Here is a 24,290-nt window from a genome sequence, read left to right as displayed (position 1 = left end):
CCCGTCCCAGGCGTGTCCCCCGGAGCCACCGCGAGCTGTTGTGGGCGCGATTTCGGGGACTATTCGGTCGCGAATAGTCCCCGAAATCGCGCCCACAACACCCCGGACCTGAGAAGGAAGCAACGATGCCCCTCGTCGCCGGCGTGGACACCTCCACGCAGTCCTGCAAGATCGTCGTGCGCGACGCCGAGACCGGTCGCCTCGTGCGGTCCGGCACCGCGAAGCACCCCGACGGCACGTCGATCGACCCGCAGCACTGGTGGGACGCTTTCCTCGCCGCCTCGAAGCAGGCCGGCGGCCTCGACGACGTCGCGGCGGTCGCCGTCGGCGGGCAGCAGCACGGCCTCGTGGCGCTCGACGCCGAGGGCCGCGTGGTGCGCGACGCGATCCTGTGGAACGACACGCGTTCCGCGGCCGCGGCCGAGGACCTGATCGCCGAGCTCGGCGACGGCGACCGCGAGGCCGGGGCGCAGGCCTGGGCCGACGCCGTCGGGTCGGTCCTCGTCGCCTCCCTCACCGTCACCAAGCTGCGCTGGCTGCGCGACGCCGAGCCCGAGAACGCCGCGCGCGTCGCCGCCGTCGCGCTCCCCCACGACTGGCTGAGCTGGCGCATCGCCGGCTACGGACCGGAGGGCGAGTCGCCCCTCGGGCCGCGCCTCGACGCCCTGGTCACCGACCGCTCGGACGCGTCGGGCACCGGGTACTACGACGCCGAGGCGGAGTCGGGTGCGGGCGCCTACCGCCCCGACCTGCTGCGGCTCGCCCTGGGGCGCGACGACGTCGCCCTCCCCCGCGTCCTGGGCCCGGCGGAGTCGGGCGGCACCGCCCACGCCTCGGTGGCCGGCGCAGACGTCGAGGGGGGCGCGCTGATCGGCCCCGGCGCCGGCGACAACGCCGCCGCGGCCCTCGCGCTCGGCATGACCCCCGGCGACATCGCGATCTCGATCGGCACCTCGGGAGTGGTCTCGGCGGTGGCCCCGTCGCGCACGGCGGACGGCTCCGGCGCCATCAACGGGTTCGCCGACGCCACCGGCAACGCCCTCATGCTCGCCGTCACCCTCAACGCGGCGCGCGTGCTCGACGCCGCCCGCACGGTGCTCGACGTCGACGTGCACGAGCTGGCGGACCTCGCCCTCGCGGCGCCGCCCGGCGCGGACGGCCTCGTCCTCGTGCCGTACCTCGAGGGCGAGCGCACCCCCAACCGCCCCGACGCGACGGGCACGCTGCACGGCGTCCGGCTCGCCACGTCCACGCGGGAGCACCTCGCCCGCGCGTACGTCGAGGGCATGCTCTGCGGCCTCGCCGACGGGCTGGACGCGCTGCGCGCCCAGGGCGTGCCGATCGAGCGCGTCATGCTCATCGGCGGCGCCGCGCAGTCCCCCGCCGTGCAGCAGGTGGCCACGCAGGTCTTCGGGCTCGCGATCGGCGTGCCCGAGCCGGGCGAGTACGTGGCCGACGGCGCCGCGCGCCAGGCCGCGTGGGTCCTCGCGGCCGCGACGGACCCGGCAGCCGGCGCGCCGTCCTGGTCGACGACGGTCGCGACGACGCTGGCCGCCGACCCGCGCCCGGTGGTGCGCGAGCAGTACGCCGCCGTCCGCGACCTGACCTGAGCCGCGCGGCCCGGGCCCTCGTCGTGCGGTGAGATCCGCCCGGCGAGGGCCCTGGTCAGGCGGGAAAGCGGTTACTAGGCTGGCCGGATGATCGAGCTGCACCCTCTCGTCGAGCGCGCCGCCGCGCACGACATCGCCCTGCACACCGTCGACGTGCGCGTCGGGGGCGACCGGCTCGCCGCCGCCGCTGCTGCGACCCGCGGGCCGGACGTCCCCCAGCGGATGTACTCCGTCTCCAAGACCGTCACCGGGCTGGCGGTCGGTCTGCTCGCCGCGGAGGGCCGGCTCGACCTCGACGACCCGGTCGTCGAGCACTTCCCCGACCTGGTCGACGGCCGCACCGTGCACCCCTGGCTCGCGGCCACGACGCTGCGGCACATGCTCGCGATGGTCGGCCCGCACCGCTCGACGACGTACAAGGTGCGCGAGGGCGGCTGGCTGGAGTCGTACTTCCGCGTCGAGCCCACGCACCCGCCGGGCACGCTGTACACCTACGACACCAGCGCCTCGTACACGCTGGCCGCGCTCGTGGAGCGGACCACCGGCGGATCCCTCGCCGACTACCTGCGCCCGCGCGTGCTCGACCCCCTCGGCGTCTCGGCCGGCCTGCGCTTCCTGCCCGGTCCGGACGGGTTCAGCCACGGCGGCTCCGGCCTGATCTGCACCCCCGACGACCTGGTGCTGCTGGCCCGGCTGCTGAACAACGGCGGCCTGCACGAGGGCGCACAGCTGCTCCCCGCGGACTACCTCGCCGCCGCGACGTCGCCGCAGTCGTCACCCGCCACCCAGACGTGGGGCGCGCCGTTCCGCGCGTCGTACGGGTACCAGCTCTGGCTGCCGCCCACGGGCGGCTGGCTGATGTTCGGCCTGGGCGGGCAGATCGTCTACGGCGACCCCGAGCGGGAGGTCACCGTGGTCGTCACGGCCGACTCCCAGGCCGCGGCGAGCGGCGACCAGAAGCTGCTCGACCTCGTCCTCGACCAGCTCGTCGGGCCCGCGCGCGACCTGGCGGGTGCCAGGGAGGCAGGCGCGGAGGCAAGCGGGGAGGCACGCGTGCCGGCGGGCGACCCCGTCGACCTTCCCTGGCCGGCGCCGCGGCACGACGCCGCGCACGCGCGCCCGCTGGACGGCACGTGGGCCACCCGCACCCCCGGCGCCGGACCGGCGGAGCTGACGCTCGCCGTCACGGGCGACGGCGGCACCGTCGCGTCGTCCGACGGCTGGTCGATCCCGCTCGAGACCACCGGCCCGCTGTCGACCCGGGTGGGCGGGGAGCCTGCGGTCGTCACCGCGGGCTGGTCCGCCCCGGGCACCCTCGACGTGCGCGCGGGCACGCACGGCGACGAGCTGGCCACGCTGCGGCTCCGCCTCGCTCTCGCCGCCGACGGCACCCTCGCCGTCCAGTCGCAGGGCTTCGGCGAGACGCTCGCCACGGGCTGGACGTTCCACGCGGCCTACGCCCGCACGCGCTGACCGGCCGCGCACGACGAAGGGCGGGAACCCCGGGGAGGGTTCCCGCCCTTCGTCGTGCGCGGCGCCTCGGTTCAGCCCTTGACCGAGCCGATCAGGGCGCCCTTGACGAAGAACCTCTGGATGAACGGGTACACGAGCAGCATCGGCAGCGTCGCCACGAAGATCACGGCCATCTTCACCGACTGGGCGGGCGGTACGACGTCGACGGAGCCCTCGTCCGCGTTCATTCCGGACGCGACGATGACGATCTGGCGCAGCAGCACCTGGATGGGCCACTTCTCCGAGTCGTTGATGTAGAGGATGGCGGACTGGTAGGTGTTCCAGTAGTAGACGGCGTAGAAGAGACCGATGGTCGCGATCGACGCGAGCGACAGCGGCAGCACGATCCGCAGGAACACGCCCAGGTCCGAGCAGCCGTCGATGCGAGCCGCCTCCTCCAGGCTGTCGGGGATGCCCTGGAAGAAGCTGCGCATGATGACGAAGTTGAACGCGTTGATCAGCACCGGGAGGATCAGCGACCACAGCGAGTCGATGAGCCCCAGCTTCTGCACCACGATGAACGTGGGGATCATGCCGCCGCTGAACAGCATCGTGAACACGACGAGGAAGTTGATCACCCGCCGGCCCTTGAGGTACCGCTTGGACAGCGCGTACGCCATGAGCGCGGTGACCAGCAGGCTGAGGAACGTGCCGCCCACGGTGACGATGACGGACACGCCCATCGCCTGGAAGATCGTCGACGTCGACAGGATGTACCGGTACGCGTCGAGCGTGAACGTCTGCGGGATCAGGATGAACGGCCGGGTGGCGATCTCGCCGGGGGTGGCGAGCGAGCTGCCGAGCACGTTGAGGAACGGGATGAGGCACAGCAGCGCGAAGCCCGTGAGGACGATCGCGTTGACGACCTGGAAGACGCGCACCCCGACCGAGGGCTTGCGGGCCCGACCCGTGCTGCGGAGGGGCCCGACGGCGGTGGGGGCCGCGGCGATCTTGCTCATGTGGAACTCCCGGTGTGGGGCTGGTCGGAATGCTGGTCGGTCGCGCGCAGGGCGAAGAGCCCGGCGGCGACGAAGAAGCCGAAGGCGATCGGGTAGAGCAGGAGCTGGCTGCCGAAGAGGCACACGAGCCCGGCGGCGAGGAACCACCACCCCGTCGAGCGGCGCCCGGGGCGGCGGCGCGCCAGGGCGAAGCCGACGACGGTGAGCCCGAGCACCAACGGCACGGTGAAGCTGAACCACGCCGCGAGCGTGCGGGTGGCCTCGTAGGCGGTCTCGACCGGGACGCCCGCGGCGCCGGCGACGCCGCCGTCGGCGAGCAGCGGGTAGAGGGTGTCGGCGAACGTCGCCTCGTCGACGCCGTTCACCACGACGGTGAACGCGCCGAGGGAGAGCGTCGTCAGGGCCGCCGCCACCCCGGCCAGCCAGAGCTCGACGGTGCGCCGGAGCGGGGCCGCGGGCTCGCCGGGCTCGGGCGCGGCGTCGCGGCGGGCGGGCGTCTCGGTCATGGCCATGTCAGCCGTTCACCTCGGCGTAGGCGGCCGTGAGCTCCTGCTCGATGTCGTCCAGACCCTGGCCGCGCAGCTTCTCGATGGCGGCCTCGTAGTCCGCCATCTCGATCTGGCCCACGACGTACTTGTTGTAGGCGTCCTTGGCCGCGTCGTGCACCGTGGTCCACTGCCGGTCGTACGCCTCGGACGACAGCGACTGCGCCGGGTTCACGACGGCGTACTCCTCGTTCTCGAGCATCTTCTCGTTGCCCTCGTCGACGTACGGCTCGGTGCTCTTGTACGTCACGACCTTCTCGGACAGACGCGAGGACGAGTACGGCTGCACCTCCTGCTCCCAGGCGGTCTGGTCCTCGATCGTCACGACGCCGTCGGCGTCCATCGAGTAGTGGGTGCCCTCGACGCCGTTGGTCATGAGGCCGTACGCCTCCTCGTCGAGCAGCTTGTCCGCGAACCCGAGCACCTTCTTCAGCTCGGCCTCGTCCTTCACCTCGGACTTGGGGAAGGACAGCCAGCCGCCGAGGCCGCCGCCGGTGTCGGTGAGGATCCGGCGCGGCACGTCCTCGAAGGTCATGTCGTTGACGAGCGCCCACTTCATCGGCGTCTCCGGGTCCGCGTCCTGCGCGAGAGCGAGGTACCCCTTGGCCTCGAACAGGCCCGTGACGACGATGCCGCCCTTGCCGCGCGCGATCGCGTCCTGCTGGTTCGTCTTCTGCATGGTGACGAACTCCTGGTTCACGGCACCCTGCTCGTACACGCCGCGGTACCACTCCATCGCCTGCTTGAAGGCGTCGCCGTCGAGCGTCGAGCGCACCTGCCCTGCGTCGTCCACCTCGAAGTCGTCGCCGGCGCCGAAGTACCCCGACAGGGACCGGAATCCGAGGTCGAAGCTCTCCTCGCGGTCGATGAAGCCCGTGGTGTCGTCCTTGCCGTTGCCGTCCGGGTCGTCCTTGGCGAACGCGACCGCGACCTTCTCCAGGTCCTCGATCGTGTGCGGCACCTCCAGGCCCAGGTTGTCCAGCCAGTCCTGGCGGATCACCACGCCGTACCGCGCCTTGATCTTCTGGAACGGCACCCCGTAGAGCGTGCCGTCCAGGCGGGCCGCGTCCAGCGTCTGCGCGTCGATCTCCGCCAGGTTCGGGAACTCCTTGAGGTAGGGCTCCACGTCCCAGAACATCCCCGACTTCAGCGACTGACGCACCGTCGAGCTGTCGACGGGCGCCATCGACACCATGTCGGCGAGCGCACCCGAGGAGAGCGCCGCGTTGAGCTTCTCGGCCGACGACGCCGCCGGCACCCACTGGATCTTGAGGTCCTCGCCGGTGTGCTCCTCCAGCGCGGTCTGGATGGGCCCGTCCTGGTCCGGGGTCACGGGCGTGTGCAGCGTCGCCATCCACGTGATGGGGCCCCCGGCGTCGCCGCCGTCGGCGTCGCCCGAACCGTTGCTGCCGCAGGCGGTGAGCGCGAGCGCGGCCACCGCGGCCGCGGCCGCTCCCTTGACGAACACGTTCTTCCTCATGCGGGGTGCTCCTCTCCTGCCGCCTGCTCCGTCGCAGGCGTGCTCGACGTGCGGGAGACGTCGGTGTCGTCCCGCTCGATCCGGCCGGTCACGTCGGTGAGCCGCAGCGTGGGGCTCGCCTCGGCCGTCACCTCGGGCCCGACCGCCCCCACCACCCGCACCCGGGTGAACGCGGAGTCGGCCAGGTACCCGACGCGGATGCCCGCCCGCGCCACCGCGTCGACGCCCGCCGCCATCGCGGGCACGCCCGGCCGGGCGTCCTCGGCGAACGAGATCGCGACGTCGTCGAGGGTGATCTCGCTCAGCGGCGCCTCGGGCAGCCCGTACAGGTGCGCCGCCGCGGCGTGCACCCCCCGGGCGGTGACGTGGGCCAGGTGGATCCGGCGGAACGCCGGGGTGCGCTCGTCCACCGGGTGCGGGGACCGGTCGGCGACCCAGGGCTCCTTGCCGTCCGGCCCGCAGAAGTAGAAGGGGTTGATCACGAACGGGCACAGGACGCCGTCCATGATCACGTTCGTCACGCGGACGTCCTCGACGACGCCGCCGCGCCCGCGGCGCGACTTGAGCCGGATCCCGCGGTCGGTGCCGGAGAACACGCACCCGGTGATGACGACGTTGCGGATGCCACCGCTCATCTCGCTGCCGAGCACCACGCCGCCGTGGCCGTGCACCATCGTGCAGCCGGTGATCGTGATGTTCTCGCACGGCACGCGCTCGGCGGTGCGCTCCGTGCCGGCCTTGATCGCGATGCAGTCGTCGCCGACGTCGATGTGGCAGTCGCTGATCCGCACGTTCCGGCACGACTCCGGGTTGATGCCGTCCGTGTTGGGCGAGTCGGCGGGGTTGTGGATCCGCACGCCCGACACGCTCACGTCCTCGCACAGCAGCGGGTGCACGGTCCAGGCCGGGGAGTTCGTGAGCGTGACGTCGCGGATCGTCACCGTGGTGCACTCGTGGATCCCGACGAGCGTGGGCCGCGGGTGGGCGAGCGAGCCGCGGTCGTGGCGGAACGTGTCCCACCAGGCAGCGCCGCCGCCGTCGATCGTGCCGCGGCCGGTGATCGCGACGTCGGTCTCGCCGTACGCGTACAGGCACGGCTGGTGGATGGTGGAGCTGGCCCCCTCCCAGCGCGCCTCGACCGGCGGGTAGAGCGCGGGGTCGGGCACGAACTCGAGGCGTGCGCCCGCCTCGAGGTGCAGCTCGACGTGCGAGCGCAGGCGCAGCGCGCCCGTGCGGTGGGTCCCGGCGGGCACCACGACGGTGCCGCCGCCCGCCGCGGCGGCGTCGTCGATCGCGGCCTGCAGGGTGGTCGTCGCGAGGGTGTCGTCGAGGGTGTGCACGTGTGGCCTCTCGGTGGTGCGTGGGGTGGTGAGCGGGCGTCTGGCCCACCTCGGGGACCGAAACGGGGCCAGACGCCCGCTCACGACGTCGGGGACGGTCAGCCGTTCACCTTGGCGTAGGCCGCGGTGAACTCCGCCTCGATGTCGTCCAGGCCCTGGCCGCGCAGGTCCTCGACGACGGCCTCGTAGTCCGCCATCTCGAGCTGGCCCGTGAGGTAGCGGTTGTAGGCGTCCATGGCCTTGTCCTCGATCGTCGACCACTGGCGGTCGAAGGTCTCCGAGCTCAGCGACTGGGTCGGGTTGATGACGGCGTCAGGCTCCTGCGCGGCCATCTTCTCGTTGGCCTCGTCCACGTACGGCGCCGAGCTCTTGAAGACGGTCACCTTCTCCGAGGGGCGCGACGACGAGTACGGCTGCACCTCCTGCTCCCAGGCGGTCTGGTCCTCGATCGTCACGACGCCGTCGCCGTCGATCGAGTAGTGCTCGCCCTCGACGCCGTTCGTCATGAGGCCGAACGGCTCCTCGTCGAGCAGCTTGTCGATGAAGCCGAGCACCTTCTTGACCTCGGCCTCGTCCTTCACCTCGGACTTCGGCAGGGCGAGCCAGCCGCCCATGCCGCCGCCGGTGTCGGTGATGATGTGGTGCGGCTGGCCGTCGTGCGTGATGTCGTTGACGAGCGCCCACTTCATGGGCGTCTTCGGGTCGGCGCTCTCCGCCAGTGCCATGTAGTTCTTCGCCTCGAACAGGCCCGTGACGACGATGCCGCCCTTGCCGCGCGCGATCGCGTCCTGCTGGTTCGTCTTCTGGACGGTGACGAACTCCTGGTTCACGGCGCCCTGCTCGTACACGCCGCGGTACCACTCCATCGCCTGCTTGAACTCGTCGCTGGCGAACGCGGCCTGCACCTGGCCCGAGTCGTCCACGGAGAACTTGTCGCCGGCACCGAAGTAGCCGGTCAGGGACCGGAAGCCGACGAGGAAGCTCTCCTCGCGGTCGATGAAGCCGGTGGTGTCGTCCTTGCCGTTGCCGTCCGGGTCGTCCTTGGCGAACGCGACCGCGACCTTCTCCAGGTCCTCGATCGTGTGCGGCACCTCCAGGCCCAGGTTGTCCAGCCAGTCCTGGCGGATCACCACGCCGTAGCGGGTCTTGATCTTCTGGAACGGCACGCCGTAGAGCGTGCCGTCCAGGCGGGCCGCGTCCAGCGTCTGCGGGTCGATCTTCGCGAGGTTCGGGAACTCCTTGAGGAACGGCTCGACGTCCCAGAACTGCCCGGCCTTGAGGGCCTGGCGCACGGTGGTGCTGTCGGTGACCGTCAGCGACACGATGTCGGCGAGCTGGCCGGACGCGAGGGCGGAGTTGATCTTCTCCTCCTTCGACGCGTCCGGGACCCACTGCATCTTGAACTCCTGGCCGGTGTACTCCTCCAGGGCGGTCTGGATCGGGCCGTCCTCGTCGGGCGTCACGGGGGTGTGCAGCATCGACATCCACGTGATCGGGCTGTCGTCGGCCTCGCCGCCGTCGGCGTCGCCCGAACCGTTGCTGCCGCAGGCAGTGAGCGCGAGAGCGGTCACCGCCGCCGCGGCCGCGCCCTTGGCGAACAGGGTCTTGCGCATGGGTACTGCTCCTCTCATGACACCTGCTCCGTCGCAGGCGCGATCATCTGGTGGTGCAAGGAACGGTGGGTCTGCCCCGGGGCCTCGGCGGGCTCCTCCAGCGGGCGGAAGACGATGCGGGTGACCAGACCGACGACGAACGCCGGCAGGCCGGCCCCGAACAGCAGGAGCAGCGGGGTGGCGAACGTCCACAGCAGCCACCAGGCGACGCCGACGGCGGCCGCTCCGATGATGGTCCAGTGCAGCGAGCCGAAGCCGAGCAGCAGCGCCGCGGCGAACCGGCGCCGCGTGGTGGGGATCTCGGTGGCGGCCATGACGGGGAAGACGTAGGCGGTGGCGACGCCCAGCACCAGGAGCGCCAGCACGTTGACCGCCTGCAGGATCCACGTCGGGGCGAGGAAGACGTTGGTGACGATCACGGCCCCCGCGGCGAGGACCACCCAGCCGGCGAGCATCGCCTCGCGCGTCCGCTCGCGGACGTCGGCCAGGAACGTGCGGGCGATCGGCGGCGTCTCGCCGTGCCGCAGCCACCGGTCCATGGACTTCGCCGTCGCGTACGACGCCGGGCCGAACCCGAGCACGACGAGCCCGAGGACCGTCGTCGCCAGCCACAGCACGCCCAGGTACGCGACGCGGAAGATCCCGCGACAGATCGCGTCGATCCGGACGAAGCCCTCGAAGGAGAACATCAGTAGACGCCCTCCTCGCCGAACCGCTTGGCGAGGCGGTTGGCGAAGACCACGAGGATCAGGCCGACGAGACCCTTGAACAGGCCGACGGCGGCCGCGTAGCTGAGCTGCCCGTTCTCGATGCCCGCCGTGTAGACGTAGGTGTCGAAGATGTCGGCGACGTCGCGGTTCAGCGAGTTCATCACGAGGAACATGTGCTCGAAGCCGAGCTCGAGGAAGTCGCCGATGGCGAGGATGAACATCACGATGATGGTGGGGCGGATGGCCGGCAGCGTGATGTGCCAGGCCTGGCGCAGCCGGCCCGCGCCGTCCAGCTCGGATGCCTCGTAGAGCTGGACGTCGACCGCGGTCATCGCGGCGAGGTAGACGATGGTTCCCCAGCCGGCGCCCTTCCAGATCTCCTGGAAGATGTACATCGGCCGGAGCCAGTCGGGATCGGTGAGGAACGGGATCGGGTCGAAGCCCCACGACACCAGCAGGTTGTTGACGGACCCGCCGTCGGTCGTGAGCAGCACGTAGAAGATCGAGACGACGATGACCCACGACAGGAAGTGCGGCAGGTAGATCACCGACTGGATGCTGCGCTGGAACCACTTCGTGCGGACCTCGTTGAGCAGCAGCGCCAGGATCACCGGCACGGGGAACGAGAAGATCAGCATCCCCAGCGAGATCATCAGGGTGTTGCGCAGCAGGACGTAGAACGTGTCCTCGGAGAAGAAGCGCACGAAGTGGTCGAAGCCGACCCACGGGCTGCCCCCGATGCCGAGGAACGGCAGGTAGTCCTGGAAGGCGATGACGAGCCCGCCCATGGGCGCGTACTTGAAGAGGATGAAGTACAGGATCCCCGGCACGGCCATGAGGTAGAGCGCCTTGTGCTTCCACAGCACCGGCACCCGCTTGCGGCGTGCGTGCGGGTGCGCGGGTGCGCCACCGCCGGACGTCGGCGTCGTCGGCGCCGCGGTCTTCGCGGCGGTGACCGCGCTCATCGCGCCGTCCCCTCGTTCGTCACAACCACCATTGGCGTGCCCCTCTGCTCTTCCTCGAGCTGTTCGCGCTCCCGGTGAAACGCGCCGGTAACCGGTTTCTCGGAAACGTACAGGACGGGTGCCGGAAACGGCAAGCGCCTTCCACCGATCGGTGACGAGATCGTGATGCAACAGTCGGCCGGGGGCCGGCATGACTCCGCCGGAGGCGCAGGATCCCGCGCCCGAGCACGCCGAGGTAGTTCGAAGCTCGCCGAGGTAGTTCTCCCCGCGCCGAAGTAGTTCCACCGGCGGCGAGGTAGTCCGATCTGCGCCGAGGTAGTGGCCTGGTCCACTACCTCGCGGTCGTCCGGACCACCGCGGCGCGGCTGGAGCTAGCTCGCGGTGCGGGTGCGGCGGGCGTAGGTGCGCACGCGGTGGCGCAGCGCGCCGGGGCCGGACGACGTCGCCCACGCGCCGTCGTGGACGACCTCCCAGGTCAGCGCCTCGACGACGGGCGCGAACGCGTCGCCCGCCACCTCGAGGTCGACCTCGGTGACGACGAGCCGGTCCGCGAGCGCCAGCGTCGCCGCGTAGACCTCGCCGCCGCCCATGACCCAGACCTCGTCCCCGCCGGGGGCCGCGGCGCCGAGCGCCAGGGCCGCGTCGACCGAGCCCACCGCCACCGCGCCGTCGTCGGCCCAGCCCTCCTGCCGCGTCACGACGACGTTGGTGCGCCCGGGCAGGGGGCGGCGCGGCAGCGACTCCCAGGTGCGCCGGCCCATGACGACCGGGTGGCCGGCCGTCGTCGCCTTGAAGTGCGCGAAGTCCTCGGGGACGCGCCAGGGGATGTCGCCGGACGCCCCGATGACGGGCCGGCCCGCGGCGTCGCGCGCCTGGGCCCAGATCAGACCGATCACGTCGTGCCCGCCGGCGTCAGACGGCGACCGGGGCCTTGATGCCCGGGTGGTGCTGGTAGCCGAGCACCTCGATGTCCTCGTACGTGTACTCGAAGATCGAGTCGCGCGGCGCGAGGCGGAGCGTCGGGTACGGGTAGGGCTCACGCGAGAGCTGGGTGCGCACCTGCTCGACGTGGTTGTCGTAGACGTGGCAGTCGCCGCCCGTCCAGACGAACTCGCCCACCTCGAGGCCGGTCTGCGCGGCCACCATGTGGGTGAGCAGGGCGTAGGACGCGATGTTGAACGGCACGCCGAGGAACAGGTCGGCGGAGCGCTGGTACAGCTGGCAGCTGAGCTTCCCGTCGGCGACGTAGAACTGGAACAGCAGGTGGCAGGGCGGCAGCGCCATGTCGGCGAGCTCGGCCACGTTCCACGCGCTGACGATGAGGCGGCGCGAGTCCGGGTTGACCTTGATCTGGTCGATCACGCCCGCGATCTGGTCCACGTGCTGCCCGTCCGGCGTCGGCCACGACCGCCACTGCACGCCGTAGACCGGGCCCAGCTCGCCCTCCGGGGAGGCCCACTCGTCCCAGATCGTCACACCGTGGTCCTGCAGCCAGCGCACGTTGGAGTCGCCGCGCAGGAACCACAGCAGCTCGTAGGCCACCGACTTGAGGTGCACCCGCTTCGTGGTGATCAGCGGGAAGCCCTGCTGCAGGTCGTACCGCAGCTGCCGTCCGAACACGCTGCGCGTGCCCGTCCCGGTGCGGTCCTCCTTGTGGGTGCCGGTCTCCAGCACCTCGCGCAGGAGGTCCTCGTACGGGGTGGGGATCGCAGCCATGCGGCAACCCTACGACCCTCCCGGCACCCCCGGCGGCCCTGCCGCGGCGCGTCGTCGCGCCGCCCGGACCGGTGTCCGGACCGGTGTTCGCGGCGGCAGTTCGGGCTCGGATCGGCAGTTCGAACTGCCGCGCCGAACCGAAACTGCCGCGCCGACGTCTCCGACGTCACACCCGGCAGCTGTCACGGTGCGTCCCGCCGCGCGGTCGACATGGTGAGAGCGCCCGACGGGCGCGGCACAGGAGGCAGTGATGCGACGCATCGTGATCGTCGGTGGCGGCTACGCGGGCTTCACGGCGGCCCGGGAGCTGGAGAAGGGCCTGCGGCGGGAGCTGCGGCACGGGGACGTCGAGATGGTGCTGGTCGACCCCCGCCCGTACATGACGTACCAGCCGTTCCTGCCGGAGGTGGTGGCCGGGTCGGTCGAGGCGCGGCACGCGGCGGTGGCCCACCGCAGCCACCTGCGCCGCACGCGGCTGGTCGACGGGGCGGTGGTGCGCGTCGACCACGCGGACCGCGTCGTCGTCGTGCGGCCGCGCTCGGGCGAGCCGTACCGGCTGCCCTACGACACGGTCGTGGTGACGGCGGGCGCGGTGACGCGCGTCTTCCCCGTGCCGGGCGTCGCGGAGCACGCGATCGGGATGAAGCACGTGGAGGAGGCGGTCGCCATCCGCGACCGGCTGCTGACCTCGTTCGACCGGGCGGCGAGCCTGCCGCGCGGGCCGGAGCGGGAGCAGCTGCTCACGGTGACGTTCGTCGGCGGCGGGTTCTCCGGCGTCGAGGGCTTCGCCGAGCTGCTGTCGCTCGCGCACGACCTGCTCCCCCGCTACCCCGAGATCGACGCCGACGAGCTGCGGTTCCACCTCGTCGAGCTGAGCGACCGGATCCTGCCGGAGGTGACCGACCGCCCGGGGCGGTGGGTCGTCGAGCAGCTCGAGCGGCGCGGGGCGCACGTGCACCTCGGCACGGGACTGGAGTCGGCGACCGGCGGCGTCGTGCGCCTCTCGAGCGGCGAGTCGTTCGCGTCGGGCCTGCTGGTGTGGACGGCGGGCAACGCCGCGAACCCGGTGGTCGCGACGCACACCGACCTGCCGGTGGACCGCCGCGGGTTCGTCGTCGTGCGCCCCGACCTGCGCGTCGGCACCGACGACGCCCCCGTCGACGACGCGTGGGCCGCGGGCGACGGCGCCGCCGTGCCCGACCTCGCCGTCGCGCGGCCCGGGGCGCTCGCCGTGCCCAACGCGCAGCACGCGGTCCGGCAGGGGCGCCGGCTGGCGCGCAACCTCGTCGCGAGCCTGCACGGCCGCCCGACGCGGCCCTACGTGCACGGCAGCCTCGGCGTGATCGCGACCCTGGGGCTCGGTTCCGGCATCTTCCAGTCCGGCCGGCTCGTGGTCCGCGGCCGCCTCGCGTGGCTGATGCACCGCGGCTACCACGTGCTCGCCATCCCGACGTGGGAGCGCAAGGTCCGCGTGCTCGCGGTCTGGCTCACCGCCGCGGTCTTCGGGCGCGACGTCGTCTCCCTCGCGTCGGTGCAGACGCCCCGCGCCGCGTTCGCCGCGGCGACCGCACCGGACGACGACGCGGCCGCCGACATCGACGCCGACGCCGACGCCGAGGAACGTCAGGACGCGGCGGCGTAGCCCGCCAGCTTGTCGGGGTTGACCTGGACGTACACGTGCTCGACCCGCCCGTCGACGACGTCGAGGGCGAGGAGCGCGAACGGCGCGCCGTCCAGGTCGACCACGACGGCCGGCAGGCCGTTCGCCTCGACGACGCGCACCGTGCCGGCGTTCCAGAACTTGCGCCACACGTTGTCGAGGAACAGCGACACCCGTGCCAGGCCCACGAGGTCGACGCGCGACGCGTGCACCCGCCCGCCCCCGTCGGGGCGCGCCACGACGTCGTCGGCCAGGTAGCGCTCGAAGCGCGCGAGGTCCCCCTCGTGCGCGGCGGCCACGAGCTCGTCGAGCAGGCGCCGGTGCTCGCCCGGGTCGACCGGCACCGCCTCGCGCGTGCCCAGCCGGTCGCGGGCCCGCCGGGCGAGCTGGCGCGCGTTCGCCTCGGTGAGGTCGAGGATCTCCGCGATCCGCCCGTACGGGTAGCCGAACGCCTCCCGCAGCACGTACACGGCCCGCTCCACGGGGGTGAGCCGCTCCATGAGCAGCAGCGTGGCCAGCTCGAGGGCCTCGGCGCGCTCGGCGCCGAGCGCCGGGTCCTCGGACGTGTCCACCGGCTCGGGCAGCCACGGCCCGACGTACGTCTCGCGCCGCGCGCGGGCCGAGGTCGCCGCGTTGATCGCGAGGCGCGTCGTGACGGTCGTGAGGAACGCCGCCGGGTTCCGGACCGTCGCCCGGTCCGTGCCCTGCCAGCGGACCCACGCGTCCTGCACGACGTCCTCCGCCTCGGCGACGCTCCCGAGCATCCGGTAGGCGATGCCGAACAGCTGGGGCCGCACCGCGAGGAACGCGTCGAGCGCCCCGGCCTCCTCGGTCGCGACGAGGGGGCCGGGGCGCTCCGGCGCGGGCGGGTGCGTCGTCATGCGGTCAACGTACGCCCGCGCCGGCAGGAGGGGCAGTGCGGGGCGGGCGGACGACGGCGGTCATGCCGTGGCGTGCGCCGCGGTGAAGTCCGCGTACGTCACGGCTCCGAGCCGGGCGTCGCCCTGCGGCACGATCGAGTCGTCCGCCAGCACCGCACCGAAGTACGGGGCGGCGGGGTCGGCCACCACCTCGCGGCCGTCGCCGGCGATCGCGGCGCGGATGAACTCGTCGAAGCGGACGCGCTCCGGGCCGGCGACGTCGTCGACCTCCCCGGACGGCTCCGCCGCGGCCGCCTCGGCCACGAACCTCGCGACGTCCGCCGACGCGATCGGCTGGAACGCGACGGGCGGGATGCGTACGGCGCCGTCGACCACGGCGCCGTCCGCGATCCGCGGGGCGAACTCGAAGAACTGCGTGGCACGGACGACCGTCCACGGGACGCCGCCGTCACGGACCAGCTCCTCCTGCGCCACCTTGGCCCGCAGGTACCCCGAGTCGGGGTTGCGGTCGGCGCCCACGATCGACAGCGCGACATGGTGCCGCACGCCCGCCCGCTTCTCGGCGTCGAGCAGGGTGCGCGTCGACGTCGTGAAGAAGCGCAGCACGTCGTCGTCCGCGAACGACGGCGAGTTCGACACGTCCACGACGACGTCGGCGCCCGCGAGCGCCTCGTCCACGCCCCGGCCGGTCAGGGTGTCCACGCCCGTGCTGGGCGCGGCGGCGACCGCCTCGTGCCCGGCCTGCTGGAGCTGTGCGATGACCTGCGTCCCGATGAGTCCCGTACCACCGACGACCACGATCTTCATGAGCCTGTCCTCTCCCCGTGCTTCCGGAGCGGGCGGCCCGGTGACCGCCCGACACCCTCTCGACCGGGCACGACGACGGTCCGTGACAGGCGGGCCCCGGTGATCCCGGTCACACCGGAATCTCGCGCCGCCCCCGCACGTTCTCCTCCGGACCGCCCGGACACCCCCGGGCGACCATCGCGAGACCAGTGGGAGGATCGCCTCATGACGGACCAGAGCACCGCGCCCGACACCGCCGCCGGCCCCGAGGCCGATGCCGCGGCCCCCGTGACGCCGTCGCCCACCGACCCGCTGTGGGTGGAGCGCACCGGCACCCGCACCTACCGGGGGCACACCGCCCGCGGCGCCAGCGTGGAGATCGGTCCCGTGGAGGCGGGCGCCGTCTTCACCCCGGGCGAGCTGCTCAAGGTCGCGCTGGCCGCGTGCGCGGGCATGAGCAGCGACACCAAGTTCGCCCGGGTGCTCGGCGAGGCGTACGAGGCCGTGATCCGGGTCGAGGACGCGAAGGACATGGACGAGGACCGGTACCCGGTGCTCACCGAGCGCTTCGAGATCGACCTGTCGGGCCTCGACGAGGCCACCCGCAACAAGACCCTGCTGCTGGCGCAGCGCTCCATCGACCGGGCCTGCACCGTGGGGCGCACCCTCAAGGCGGGCGCCCTGGTGCCGCCGGCGGTCTTCGAGCAGCCGGCGGGCGACGCGGAGGACCGCGCGTCGTGACCGCGCGCGGCGGAAGCGGCGAGGGCCCGACGGCGGGCGGCGAGGTCGTGCGCCCGGACGGGCCGGGCGGCGGCCCCGGCGACGCGGTCGCCGAGGCCGGGGACCCGGCCACGCGTCGCGAGGAGTGGGCCCGGTACCGGCCGACGCCGGTGCTGGACGCGCTCCTCGACAAGGCCGTGACCATCCCGTCGGCCGCGATCCACAAGCACGTGGACCGGCTGCGGGCACGCAACCCCGAGGCCGACCCGGCCGGGATCGTGCGCATCCTGGAGAAGGAGTACCTGGCCCTCCTGACGACGGCGGGCGGCGCCGTGGGGGCGGCGGCCGCGGCCCCGACGGTCGGGACGGCGGCGGCGACGGCCCTCACGACGGGCGACGTCGCGACGTTCTTCGGGGCCTCGGCGGCGTTCGCGCTGGCCGTCGCGGACGTGCACGGCATCGAGATCGACGACGTGCCGCGCCGTCGTGCCCTGCTCCTCGCGACCGTGCTGGGCGACCGGGGCGCGAAGGACGTGGAGAACGCGATCGGCGGGTCGAGCGTCGCGTGGGGCAAGGTGCTGCTCACGTCCATGCCGCAGACCACGATCAAGCGCGTCAACAAGACCCTGGCGCGCCAGTTCCTCAAACGGCAGGTGGCCAAGCAGGGGTCGCTCGCCCTCGGGCGGCTGCTGCCGTTCGGCGTCGGGTTCGTGGTGGGTGTCACGGGCGGTCGGGCGCTCGGGCACGGCGTCGTGACGCAGTCGCGACGCGCGTTCGGCCCGCCGCCCGAGCACTTCCCCCGGGTCGTGGAGGCGGTGCTCGAGCCGGGCGCCGGCGTCCCCGCGCGCCGCGCCCTCGGCGCGGCCCGCCGGACGTCGCCGAGCCGGTGGCTGCCGCACCGCAAGGGGCGCGGGGGCGGGCCGGAGGACGCGGGCTCGTGACCTCCGCCGCCGGGACCCCGGTCCGTCGTGTCGAGGTGGCGCGGGTGCTCCCCGTGGAGGCCTCCGTGGCGTTCGCCTGGGTGGCGGACCTGCGCACCCACCCCCGCTGGATGGTCGCGACCCGGCTCGACGGCCCCGCCGGCCACGGCCCCGAGCTGGGCGACCGCTGCACGATGGCGAGCGGCCCGGGGGCGCGGCGCGACCCCGCCAGCGCCCTCGGTCGCCTGGTGGTCCTCGACCGGATGGTCGTGGAACAGCTGGAACGCCCCTCCACGGCGGCGTCGCGGGTGGGGCGCACCCGCCTGCGCAAGCTCGGGCCGGTGCTGCACGGCGAGGCCGGCTTCGACGTCGTCCCCGTGGACGTCGGACGGTGCCGCGTCGTGTGGTGGGAGGAGGCCTGGCTCGCCGGCCCGCTCCCCCGCGCCGTCACCGCCCTGCCGGTCGGGCTCGCGCTGCGGGTGTTCATGCACCTGTCGCTGGGCCGCCTCGCCCGGGCGCTCGACCGCCGCTGAGCGGACGCGGCACCGCCGTGGGACGCCCTGCCGCCGCCGACCCGCGGCCGGTAAGGTCCGTGGGGTGAGCACCGAGGGTTCCACCGCGCCGTCGTCCACCACCCCGTCCGCCGGCCTCGCCGAGAGGCTCGAGGACCTGCGCCGCCAGTACGCCGAGCTGCAGGCCCGCGGCCTGAAGCTCGACCTCACGCGGGGCAAGCCGTCCGCCGAGCAGCTCGACCTCTCCGAGCCGCTGCTGGCCCTGCCCGGCGAGGGCAGCCACACGGCCGCGGACGGCACGGACACCCGCAACTACGGCGGCCTCGCCGGCCTGCCCGAGCTGCGCGCCATCTTCGCCGAGCTGCTCGGCGTGCCGGTCGACCAGCTGCTGGCGCAGGGCAACGCCTCGCTCACCCTGATGTACGACACGGTGGTGCAGGCGCTGTTGTTCGGCGTGCCGGGCTCCGAGCGGCCGTGGTCGCGCGAGGAGCAGATCACGTTCGTGTGCCCCGTGCCCGGGTACGACCGGCACTTCGCCATCTGCGAGGAGCTGGGCATCCGCATGGTCACCGTGCCGATGACGCCGGACGGGCCTGACGCGGAGGCGGTCGCCGCGCTCGTCGCCGACGACCCGACGATCAAGGGCCTGTGGGTCGTCCCGACGTACGCCAACCCGGACGGCTCGGTCGTCTCGGAGGCCGTCGCCCGCCGTCTGGTGTCGATGCCCGCGGCGGCGCCCGACTTCCGCATCTTCTGGGACAACGCCTACGCCGTGCACCACCTCACGGAGCACGAGGCGAAGTCCGCGAACGCCATCGAGCTGGCGGCCGAGGCCGGCAACCCCGACCGCGTGCTGCTGTACGCGTCGACGTCGAAGATCACGTTCGCCGGGTCCGGGGTCGCGTTCTTCGCCTCGTCGCCGGCCAACGTCGCCTGGTTCACGAAGCACCTGGGCATCCGCTCCATCGGCCCGGACAAGATCAACCACCTGCGGCACGCCCAGTTCTTCGGCGACGCCGCGGGCGTGCGCGCCCACATGCGCCGGCACCGGGAGATCCTCGCCCCCAAGTTCCGCGCCGTCGTCGACATCCTCGACGAGCGCCTCGGCGACGCCGGCGTCGCGACCTGGACGCGCCCGGACGGCGGGTACTTCGTGTCCGTGGACGTGCTCCCCGGCACGGCATCGCGCGTCGTGCAGCTCGCGAAGGAGGCCGGCATCGCGCTCACGCCCGCCGGCGCCACGTTCCCGTACCACCGCGACCCCGACGACCGGAACCTGCGCCTCGCGCCGACCATGCCGCCGCTGGAGGAGGTGCGCGTCGCGATGGACGGCGTCGCCACCTGCATCCTGCTCGCCGCGGCGGAGGCCGCCACGTCCTGAGCTCGCCCCCATCCGACGTGTTGTGAGCGCGATTTCGGGGACTATCCGCAGTCGGATAGTCCCCGAAATCGCGCTCACAACACGTCCGGGCCTGCGGGGTCACAGGATCTTCGCGCTTCCTCTCGGGGCAGGTCACGACGGCCCGCTGCGACCTGCACACGCCCGGCCTAGGCTGCTGGGGACGCCCGCGGCAGACGCCGGAGCCCGCGGCGCGCGGCCCTCGTGCCGGCGGGTGCGGCGGGCGTCGGACCGACGACCCCCGACCTGGACCCACGTTCCGTGACCTCTTCCCCCCGCCCCTCCACCCCCGGCGACCCCGCCGACGACACGCCCGACGACGAGAAGGGCGCCCCCGCCCCGACCCGGCTCTCGCTCACCCAGGTGGTGGCGAGCGCCCTCGCCGCGGTCAGCGCCACCGTGCTGATGTCCTTCTTCGGCGTCGCCGGGACCATCATCGGCGCGGGGCTGGCGAGCGTCGTCACGGTCATCGGCAACTTCCTGTACACCCGGTCGATCGAGAAGACGCACGAGCAGCTCAAGCCCGTGGTCACCAAGGTCGTCGCGCGCACCGGACCCGGCACGGTGCGGTCGCGCACCACCGCCGTGCGCGTCTCCGGCACGACGACGACGGCACACGGCACGGTCGTCAGCACCTCGGACGCCGCGGACGCGCCGACCGTCGAGCGCCGATCCGTCACCGAGACCCTCGCCGACGGCACCGTCCCGCTCGACGCCACCGCGCCGCTCGGGGAGACCCGACCGCTGGGCCCGGTCGGCGCCGAGGACACCGCGCTCGCGCCGGCGGACGGCGAGAGCCCGGCGGGGGGACCCGCCGACGGCGCCGTGCCCGAGGGCGACGAGCCCGAGCCCCGCAACGCCTGGCTGCGCTTCGTGGAGAAGCACGGCACCAAGAAGGTGCTGGCGCTGTCGGCGGCGGCGCTGTTCGTCGTCGTCATGGGCGTGGTGCTGGTCGTCGAGCTGGTCATCGGCAAGCCCCTGTCCGACGCCGTGCGCGGCCAGGAGGGCTCCGGCACGAGCATCAGCCGCACGTCCACCGACTCCGACGGCTCGACCACCGTGCCCACGCCCACCAGCCCCGCCGAGGACCCGGCGAACGTCCCCGGGGACGACACGGGCACCGGCGACCGGGGCACGGACGAGTCCACGACCGGCACCACGGACGGGACGACCGACGAGCCGACCGACGGCTCCACCCCGGACAGCACCACCGGCACCGACACGCCCACGGACGGCTCGACCGGCGGGACCACCGACGGCGGCACGGGTGGCGGCACCGACACGGGAACCGACACCGACACGGGCACCGGCACCGACGGCTCGGGCGACGGCACCACCGGCGACGGCACCGGCTCCTCCGACGGCAGCGACGGCACCGACGAGGGCACGGACACCGGGTCCGACGCCGGGACCGGCACCACCGTGCCCGACGCCGAGCAGGGCGCCGGGTCGACGCCGGGCTCCGCCCAGGACGGTGCCGCCACGCCGGCACCCACCCCGGCGTCCTGACCCTCGAGCCCCGAACGCCGGCACCCGAACGCCGAACAGGCGGTTGCTCCCGTTCTGGCACGCCGTGACGCGTGAGAACGGGAGCAACCGCCTGTTCGGCACCCTGGGTCGAGGGTCAGCCCCCGAGCACGGCCTTGAGGAACTCCTGCGTGCGCTCGTGCTCGGGGTTGGTGAACATCGTCTCGGGGTCTGCCTCCTCGATGATCCTGCCGTGGTCGAACATCAGCACCCGGTTGGAGACGTCGCGGGCGAACTGCATCTCGTGGGTCACGAGCAGCATCGTGATGTCCGTGGTGCGGGCGATCTCCCGGAGCACGCCGAGCACGTCGGCCACGATCTCCGGGTCGAGCGCCGACGTGACCTCGTCGAGCAGCAGGATCTCCGGGTCCATGGCGAGCGCCCGCGCGATGGCGACACGCTGCTGCTGACCGCCCGAGAGCTGGTTCGTCTTGAAGTCCCGCTTCTCGGTCATGCCGACCTGCTCGAGCAGCTCCTCCGCCCGCTGGACGGCCTCGGCCTTGCTCTTGCCGAGCACGTGGACCGGTGCCTCGATGATGTTCTCCAGCACGGTCATGTTGGGGAACAGGTTGAACTGCTGGAACACCATCCCCACCCGCTTGCGCACCTGACGGCGACGCTTCTCCGGGATCTCGACCCACTTGGTGCCCTTGTACTCGTGCGTGTACGGGTCGCCGTCGATGAGGATGAGCCCGCCGTTCGCCTCCTCGAGGGTCATGAGCAGGCGCAGGATCGTCGTCTTGCCCGATCCGGACGGGCCGATCAGCGTCACGCGGTCGCCCTTCGCGACGCTGAAGTTCAGCTTGTCCAGCACGACGTTGTCGCCGAAGCGCTTGACGACGTCCTTGAACTCGATGGCGGGCGTGCCGTTCGAGGTGGTGGTCATGGTCTGGCTCCCTGCGGAGGTCGTCGGGTCAGGCAAGGCGGGTCTCCATCCGGCGCACGAGCAGCGAGGTCGGGTAGCTCACCAGCAGGAAGAGCAGGCCCACCATCGTCAACGCCTCGATGTACGAGAACGTGTTGGCGCCGAAGTTCAGCGCGGCCGAGTACATCTCGACCACGGTGATCGCGAACAGGAACGGCGTCTCCTTGAACATCGAGACCGCGTAGTTCCCCAGGCCCGGCAGCGTCTTGCGGATCGCCTGCGGCAGGATGATCGCGAACCAGGTGCGCCCCTTGGGCAGGTTGAGGGCCGTGGCGGCCTCCCACTGCCCCGGCGGGACGGCCTCGATGCCCGCGCGGTACACCTCGGACATGTAAGTCGCGTAGTGCACGCCGAGCACGCCGAACCCGATGACGAGCGGCGGCACGTCGACCAGCAGCAACCACGCGAAGACGAGCTGCACCAGCAGCGGCGTCATCCGGATGAAGTCGACGACGAGCCGCAGCGGCCCGCGGACCCACCGGCTGGGCGTGCGCATCGCCAGGGCGATGAAGAGCCCCAGGATCGAGGCGATCACCATGCCGACGACGGTCGCCTCGATGGTGATCACCAGGCCGCGCAGCAGGCTCGGCAGGACCTCCCAGGCCTTCTCCCAGCTCCAGATGCCTTCCTCGTTCATGCCACACCCCCCTTCACGCGGGCGATCTCGGTCGGGACGCCGGGCTTGAGGCCGAACACGTCACGCAGCCGCGGCTTCGTGCCGCGACCGAGCCGACGCTTGGCCCGCTCCTCCAGCCAGTTCATTCCCCACGTGAGGATGTAGGCGATGACGAAGTAGATGATCAGCCCGATGCCGTAGCTGAAGATCGTGTCGCGGGTGTCCCGCTGCAGGTTGTCGATCCACCAGAACACGTCGTGCAGCGTGATGTAGAACGCCAGCGCCGAGCCCTTGAGCAGCTGGATCAGCAGGTTCGCCAGCTGCGGGATCATCAGCGCCCACGCCTGGGGGAAGACCACGCGGCGCACCTTGTGGAACCAGCCGAGGTTGAGGGCGGTCGCCGCCTCCCACTGCCCGGTCGGGACCGAGTCGACGGAGCCGCGCACCACCTCGGCGGCGTAGGCGCCGTAGTTGAGCCCGAGCGCCACGATGGCGACGGCGAGGGCCTCCATCTTGAAGCCGAACTGCGGCAGCACGTAGAAGATCCAGAAGATCTGGACCACGAGCGACGTGCCGCGGAAGAACTCGATGACGACCCGGGACGGCCCGCGCACCCAGAGGGACCGGGTGCGCGCGCCGAAGCCCAGCACGAGCGCGACGACCATCGCGAGGACGGCGCCGCCGAGGGTCATCTCGAGGGTGACGAGGACCGCGTCGCCGAGGCTGGGGAGGCGGTCGACCAGTGCCTGGAGATCATCTGACATGCGGTCAGGAATCCAGCCCCAGCTCGTCCGTGATGGCCGCGAGGTCGCCCTCGCAGAGCATCTCGGCCGTCAGCCCCTCGGGCGGGAACTCCGCCTCGGTGAAGCCGAACGGCTCCATGATCTCGAGCCACTTCTCCTGGTCGCCGTTGATCTTGGCGAGCTCGGTGTTGTAAGCCTCGAGCAGCTCCGTGTCGCCCTTGCGGAACACCTCGGAGCCGGCGCCGATCTGCGCCACGCCGTCGATGTTCGCGACGAACGCCTCCGTGGCCTCGACCGGCTCGTCGGTGCTGTCCGCCAGCGCGCGGATCGAGATGCCGGTGAGCGCGAACGCGTCGGCGCGGCCGGTCACGACGGCGTTGAGGCCGTCGGTCGAGTCGCCGACCGTGATCGTCTTGACCCCGGTGTCCTTGGCGTAGCCGTCCTCGATCGCGCCGCTGGTGACGGCGATCGTGAGGTCGGAGCCCTCCACGGACTGCCAGTCGGTCAGGTTGTCGGGGTTGCCCTCCGGCACGAGGAACGCCGTGGTGTACATGATGGTGGGCTCGGCGAACGCGGCCTGCTCGCACCGCTCCGGGAGGATCGACATGCCCGCCGACACCGTGTCGTAGCGGTCGGCGTTCAGACCCGGGATCAGCGAGTCCCACTGCGTCTCGGTGCCCTCGACGTTGTCGACCCCCAGGGCGCCGAAGATCTCCTTGTCGAGGGCGATCGTCGCGCCGGTGAGCTCGTCGCCGTCCATGTAGCTGTACGGCTTCTCGCCGTTGAACGCGACGTTGACGGTACCGGCGTCCTGGAGGTTCTGGAGGGTCGAGCCCGCGCCGTCCCCCGATCCACCCTCGTCGACGCTCGAGCAGGCGGTCAGTGCGGTCATGGTGAGCACGGAACCGGCAGCGAGGATCGCCCGGCGGCGCTTCGTGGTCCTGGTGGACGACACGGTGTCTCCCTTCGTCGCCCGGCGGGAGTCCGCGCCGAGCCGTTGGTCTGGACGGTGCGACACCGTAGCCGCGATGCCGACGCTACGACAATCTATGTATCCACATGTCGGATTGTCTACAATCGGCGTGGGCGCGCCGCTCCGACGCACCCGACCCGACGTCGTCGCAGGTCAGAGCAGTGTTGTCGGGACGAAC

General features: G+C 72.4%; 23 protein-coding genes. 8 read left to right on the top strand and 15 right to left on the bottom strand.

Annotated features, from left to right (window positions below; translation table 11 throughout):
* Nucleotides 1-125: 125 nt before the first annotated feature.
* The gene (gene xylB / locus ACH436_RS07505) at nt 126-1,610 is read left to right on the top strand and encodes a xylulokinase (RefSeq protein ID WP_430559570.1); all 1,485 of its coding nucleotides are present in this window, start codon (nt 126-128) and stop codon (nt 1,608-1,610) included.
* 87 nt (nt 1,611-1,697) lie between these two features.
* A complete protein-coding gene (locus ACH436_RS07500) occupies nt 1,698-3,083 on the top strand; it encodes a serine hydrolase domain-containing protein (protein ID WP_430559569.1) in 1,386 nt (461 codons plus the stop codon).
* 71 nt (nt 3,084-3,154) lie between these two features.
* Here the strand turns inward: ACH436_RS07500 and ACH436_RS07495 are convergent, their stop codons facing one another.
* The 9 genes from ACH436_RS07495 to ACH436_RS07455 all read right to left on the bottom strand — a co-directional run bounded on the left by ACH436_RS07495 (nt 3,155) and on the right by ACH436_RS07455 (nt 12,450).
* Entirely contained in the window at nt 3,155-4,081 is a 927-nt protein-coding gene (locus ACH436_RS07495) for a carbohydrate ABC transporter permease (RefSeq protein WP_430559568.1), read from the bottom strand.
* Nucleotides 4,078-4,587, bottom strand: a complete 510-nt coding sequence (locus ACH436_RS07490; protein ID WP_430559567.1) for a hypothetical protein — start codon at nt 4,585-4,587, stop codon at nt 4,078-4,080. The genes ACH436_RS07495 and ACH436_RS07490 overlap by 4 nt, the downstream gene beginning before the upstream one ends.
* A gap of 7 nt (nt 4,588-4,594) precedes the next feature.
* Nucleotides 4,595-6,106: an extracellular solute-binding protein gene (locus ACH436_RS07485; protein WP_430559566.1), complete on the bottom strand. Its 1,512-nt coding sequence runs from the start codon at nt 6,104-6,106 to the stop codon at nt 4,595-4,597.
* Nucleotides 6,103-7,446, bottom strand: coding sequence for a glycoside hydrolase family 28 protein (locus ACH436_RS07480; RefSeq protein ID WP_430559565.1), 1,344 nt, complete (start codon nt 7,444-7,446; stop codon nt 6,103-6,105). The genes ACH436_RS07485 and ACH436_RS07480 overlap by 4 nt, the downstream gene beginning before the upstream one ends.
* A gap of 98 nt (nt 7,447-7,544) precedes the next feature.
* The gene (locus ACH436_RS07475) at nt 7,545-9,059 is read right to left on the bottom strand and encodes an extracellular solute-binding protein (RefSeq protein ID WP_430559564.1); all 1,515 of its coding nucleotides are present in this window, start codon (nt 9,057-9,059) and stop codon (nt 7,545-7,547) included.
* A 14-nt stretch (nt 9,060-9,073) separates the two neighbouring features.
* The gene (locus tag ACH436_RS07470; protein ID WP_430559563.1) at nt 9,074-9,748 is read right to left on the bottom strand and encodes a YesL family protein; all 675 of its coding nucleotides are present in this window, start codon (nt 9,746-9,748) and stop codon (nt 9,074-9,076) included.
* Complete coding sequence (locus ACH436_RS07465; RefSeq protein ID WP_430559562.1) at nt 9,748-10,734, bottom strand: ABC transporter permease; 987 nt, start codon at nt 10,732-10,734, stop codon at nt 9,748-9,750. The genes ACH436_RS07470 and ACH436_RS07465 overlap by 1 nt, the downstream gene beginning before the upstream one ends.
* A gap of 371 nt (nt 10,735-11,105) precedes the next feature.
* The gene (locus ACH436_RS07460; RefSeq protein WP_430559561.1) at nt 11,106-11,630 is read right to left on the bottom strand and encodes a dihydrofolate reductase; all 525 of its coding nucleotides are present in this window, start codon (nt 11,628-11,630) and stop codon (nt 11,106-11,108) included.
* A 16-nt stretch (nt 11,631-11,646) separates the two neighbouring features.
* Nucleotides 11,647-12,450, bottom strand: coding sequence for a thymidylate synthase (locus ACH436_RS07455; protein ID WP_430559560.1), 804 nt, complete (start codon nt 12,448-12,450; stop codon nt 11,647-11,649).
* A 250-nt stretch (nt 12,451-12,700) separates the two neighbouring features.
* Between ACH436_RS07455 and ACH436_RS07450 the strand changes: the two genes are divergently transcribed.
* Complete coding sequence (locus ACH436_RS07450; RefSeq protein ID WP_430559559.1) at nt 12,701-14,092, top strand: NAD(P)/FAD-dependent oxidoreductase; 1,392 nt, start codon at nt 12,701-12,703, stop codon at nt 14,090-14,092.
* On the opposite strand, the gene ACH436_RS07445 is transcribed toward ACH436_RS07450, so the two are convergent.
* The gene (locus ACH436_RS07445) at nt 14,074-14,991 is read right to left on the bottom strand and encodes an RNA polymerase sigma-70 factor (RefSeq protein WP_430559558.1); all 918 of its coding nucleotides are present in this window, start codon (nt 14,989-14,991) and stop codon (nt 14,074-14,076) included. The two genes, ACH436_RS07450 and ACH436_RS07445, sit on opposite strands and share 19 nt — an antisense overlap.
* A gap of 60 nt (nt 14,992-15,051) precedes the next feature.
* On the bottom strand, nt 15,052-15,798 hold the full coding sequence (locus ACH436_RS07440) for an SDR family oxidoreductase (RefSeq protein WP_430559557.1): 747 nt from the start codon (nt 15,796-15,798) through the stop codon (nt 15,052-15,054).
* A 204-nt stretch (nt 15,799-16,002) separates the two neighbouring features.
* On the opposite strand from ACH436_RS07440, the gene ACH436_RS07435 reads away from it, so the two are divergent.
* The 5 genes from ACH436_RS07435 to ACH436_RS07415 all read left to right on the top strand — a co-directional run bounded on the left by ACH436_RS07435 (nt 16,003) and on the right by ACH436_RS07415 (nt 20,837).
* Nucleotides 16,003-16,518, top strand: coding sequence for an OsmC family protein (locus ACH436_RS07435; protein ID WP_430559556.1), 516 nt, complete (start codon nt 16,003-16,005; stop codon nt 16,516-16,518).
* Complete coding sequence (locus ACH436_RS07430; RefSeq protein WP_430559555.1) at nt 16,515-17,438, top strand: hypothetical protein; 924 nt, start codon at nt 16,515-16,517, stop codon at nt 17,436-17,438. The genes ACH436_RS07435 and ACH436_RS07430 overlap by 4 nt, the downstream gene beginning before the upstream one ends.
* A complete protein-coding gene (locus ACH436_RS07425) occupies nt 17,435-17,950 on the top strand; it encodes an SRPBCC family protein (protein ID WP_430559554.1) in 516 nt (171 codons plus the stop codon). The genes ACH436_RS07430 and ACH436_RS07425 overlap by 4 nt, the downstream gene beginning before the upstream one ends.
* Nucleotides 17,951-18,014: 64 nt before the next feature.
* Nucleotides 18,015-19,310, top strand: a complete 1,296-nt coding sequence (locus tag ACH436_RS07420; protein ID WP_430559553.1) for an aminotransferase class I/II-fold pyridoxal phosphate-dependent enzyme — start codon at nt 18,015-18,017, stop codon at nt 19,308-19,310.
* A 279-nt stretch (nt 19,311-19,589) separates the two neighbouring features.
* Nucleotides 19,590-20,837 (top strand): hypothetical protein, encoded by a 1,248-nt coding sequence (locus tag ACH436_RS07415; RefSeq protein ID WP_430559552.1) that lies wholly within the window; start codon nt 19,590-19,592, stop codon nt 20,835-20,837.
* Between the two features lie 115 nt (nt 20,838-20,952).
* On the opposite strand, the gene ehuA is transcribed toward ACH436_RS07415, so the two are convergent.
* The 4 genes from ehuA to ACH436_RS07395 are packed head-to-tail and all read right to left on the bottom strand — an operon-like array spanning nt 20,953 to nt 24,031.
* Nucleotides 20,953-21,741, bottom strand: coding sequence for an ectoine/hydroxyectoine ABC transporter ATP-binding protein EhuA (gene ehuA / locus ACH436_RS07410; protein WP_430559551.1), 789 nt, complete (start codon nt 21,739-21,741; stop codon nt 20,953-20,955).
* Nucleotides 21,742-21,769: 28 nt separating this feature from the next.
* Complete coding sequence (gene ehuD, locus ACH436_RS07405; RefSeq protein ID WP_430559550.1) at nt 21,770-22,417, bottom strand: ectoine/hydroxyectoine ABC transporter permease subunit EhuD; 648 nt, start codon at nt 22,415-22,417, stop codon at nt 21,770-21,772.
* Nucleotides 22,414-23,160, bottom strand: a complete 747-nt coding sequence (gene ehuC, locus ACH436_RS07400; protein ID WP_430559549.1) for an ectoine/hydroxyectoine ABC transporter permease subunit EhuC — start codon at nt 23,158-23,160, stop codon at nt 22,414-22,416. The genes ehuD and ehuC overlap by 4 nt, the downstream gene beginning before the upstream one ends.
* A gap of 4 nt (nt 23,161-23,164) precedes the next feature.
* On the bottom strand, nt 23,165-24,031 hold the full coding sequence (locus ACH436_RS07395; RefSeq protein ID WP_430559548.1) for a transporter substrate-binding domain-containing protein: 867 nt from the start codon (nt 24,029-24,031) through the stop codon (nt 23,165-23,167).
* Between the last annotated feature and the right edge of the window lie 259 nt (nt 24,032-24,290).

Origin of the sequence: Isoptericola sp. NPDC019693, assembly GCF_044389085.1 — a bacterium.
Lineage (GTDB): Bacteria > Actinomycetota > Actinomycetes > Actinomycetales > Cellulomonadaceae > Isoptericola.
The sequence above is the reverse complement of the archived record's forward strand: the minus strand, read 5'-3'. Positions and strand labels throughout refer to the sequence as shown.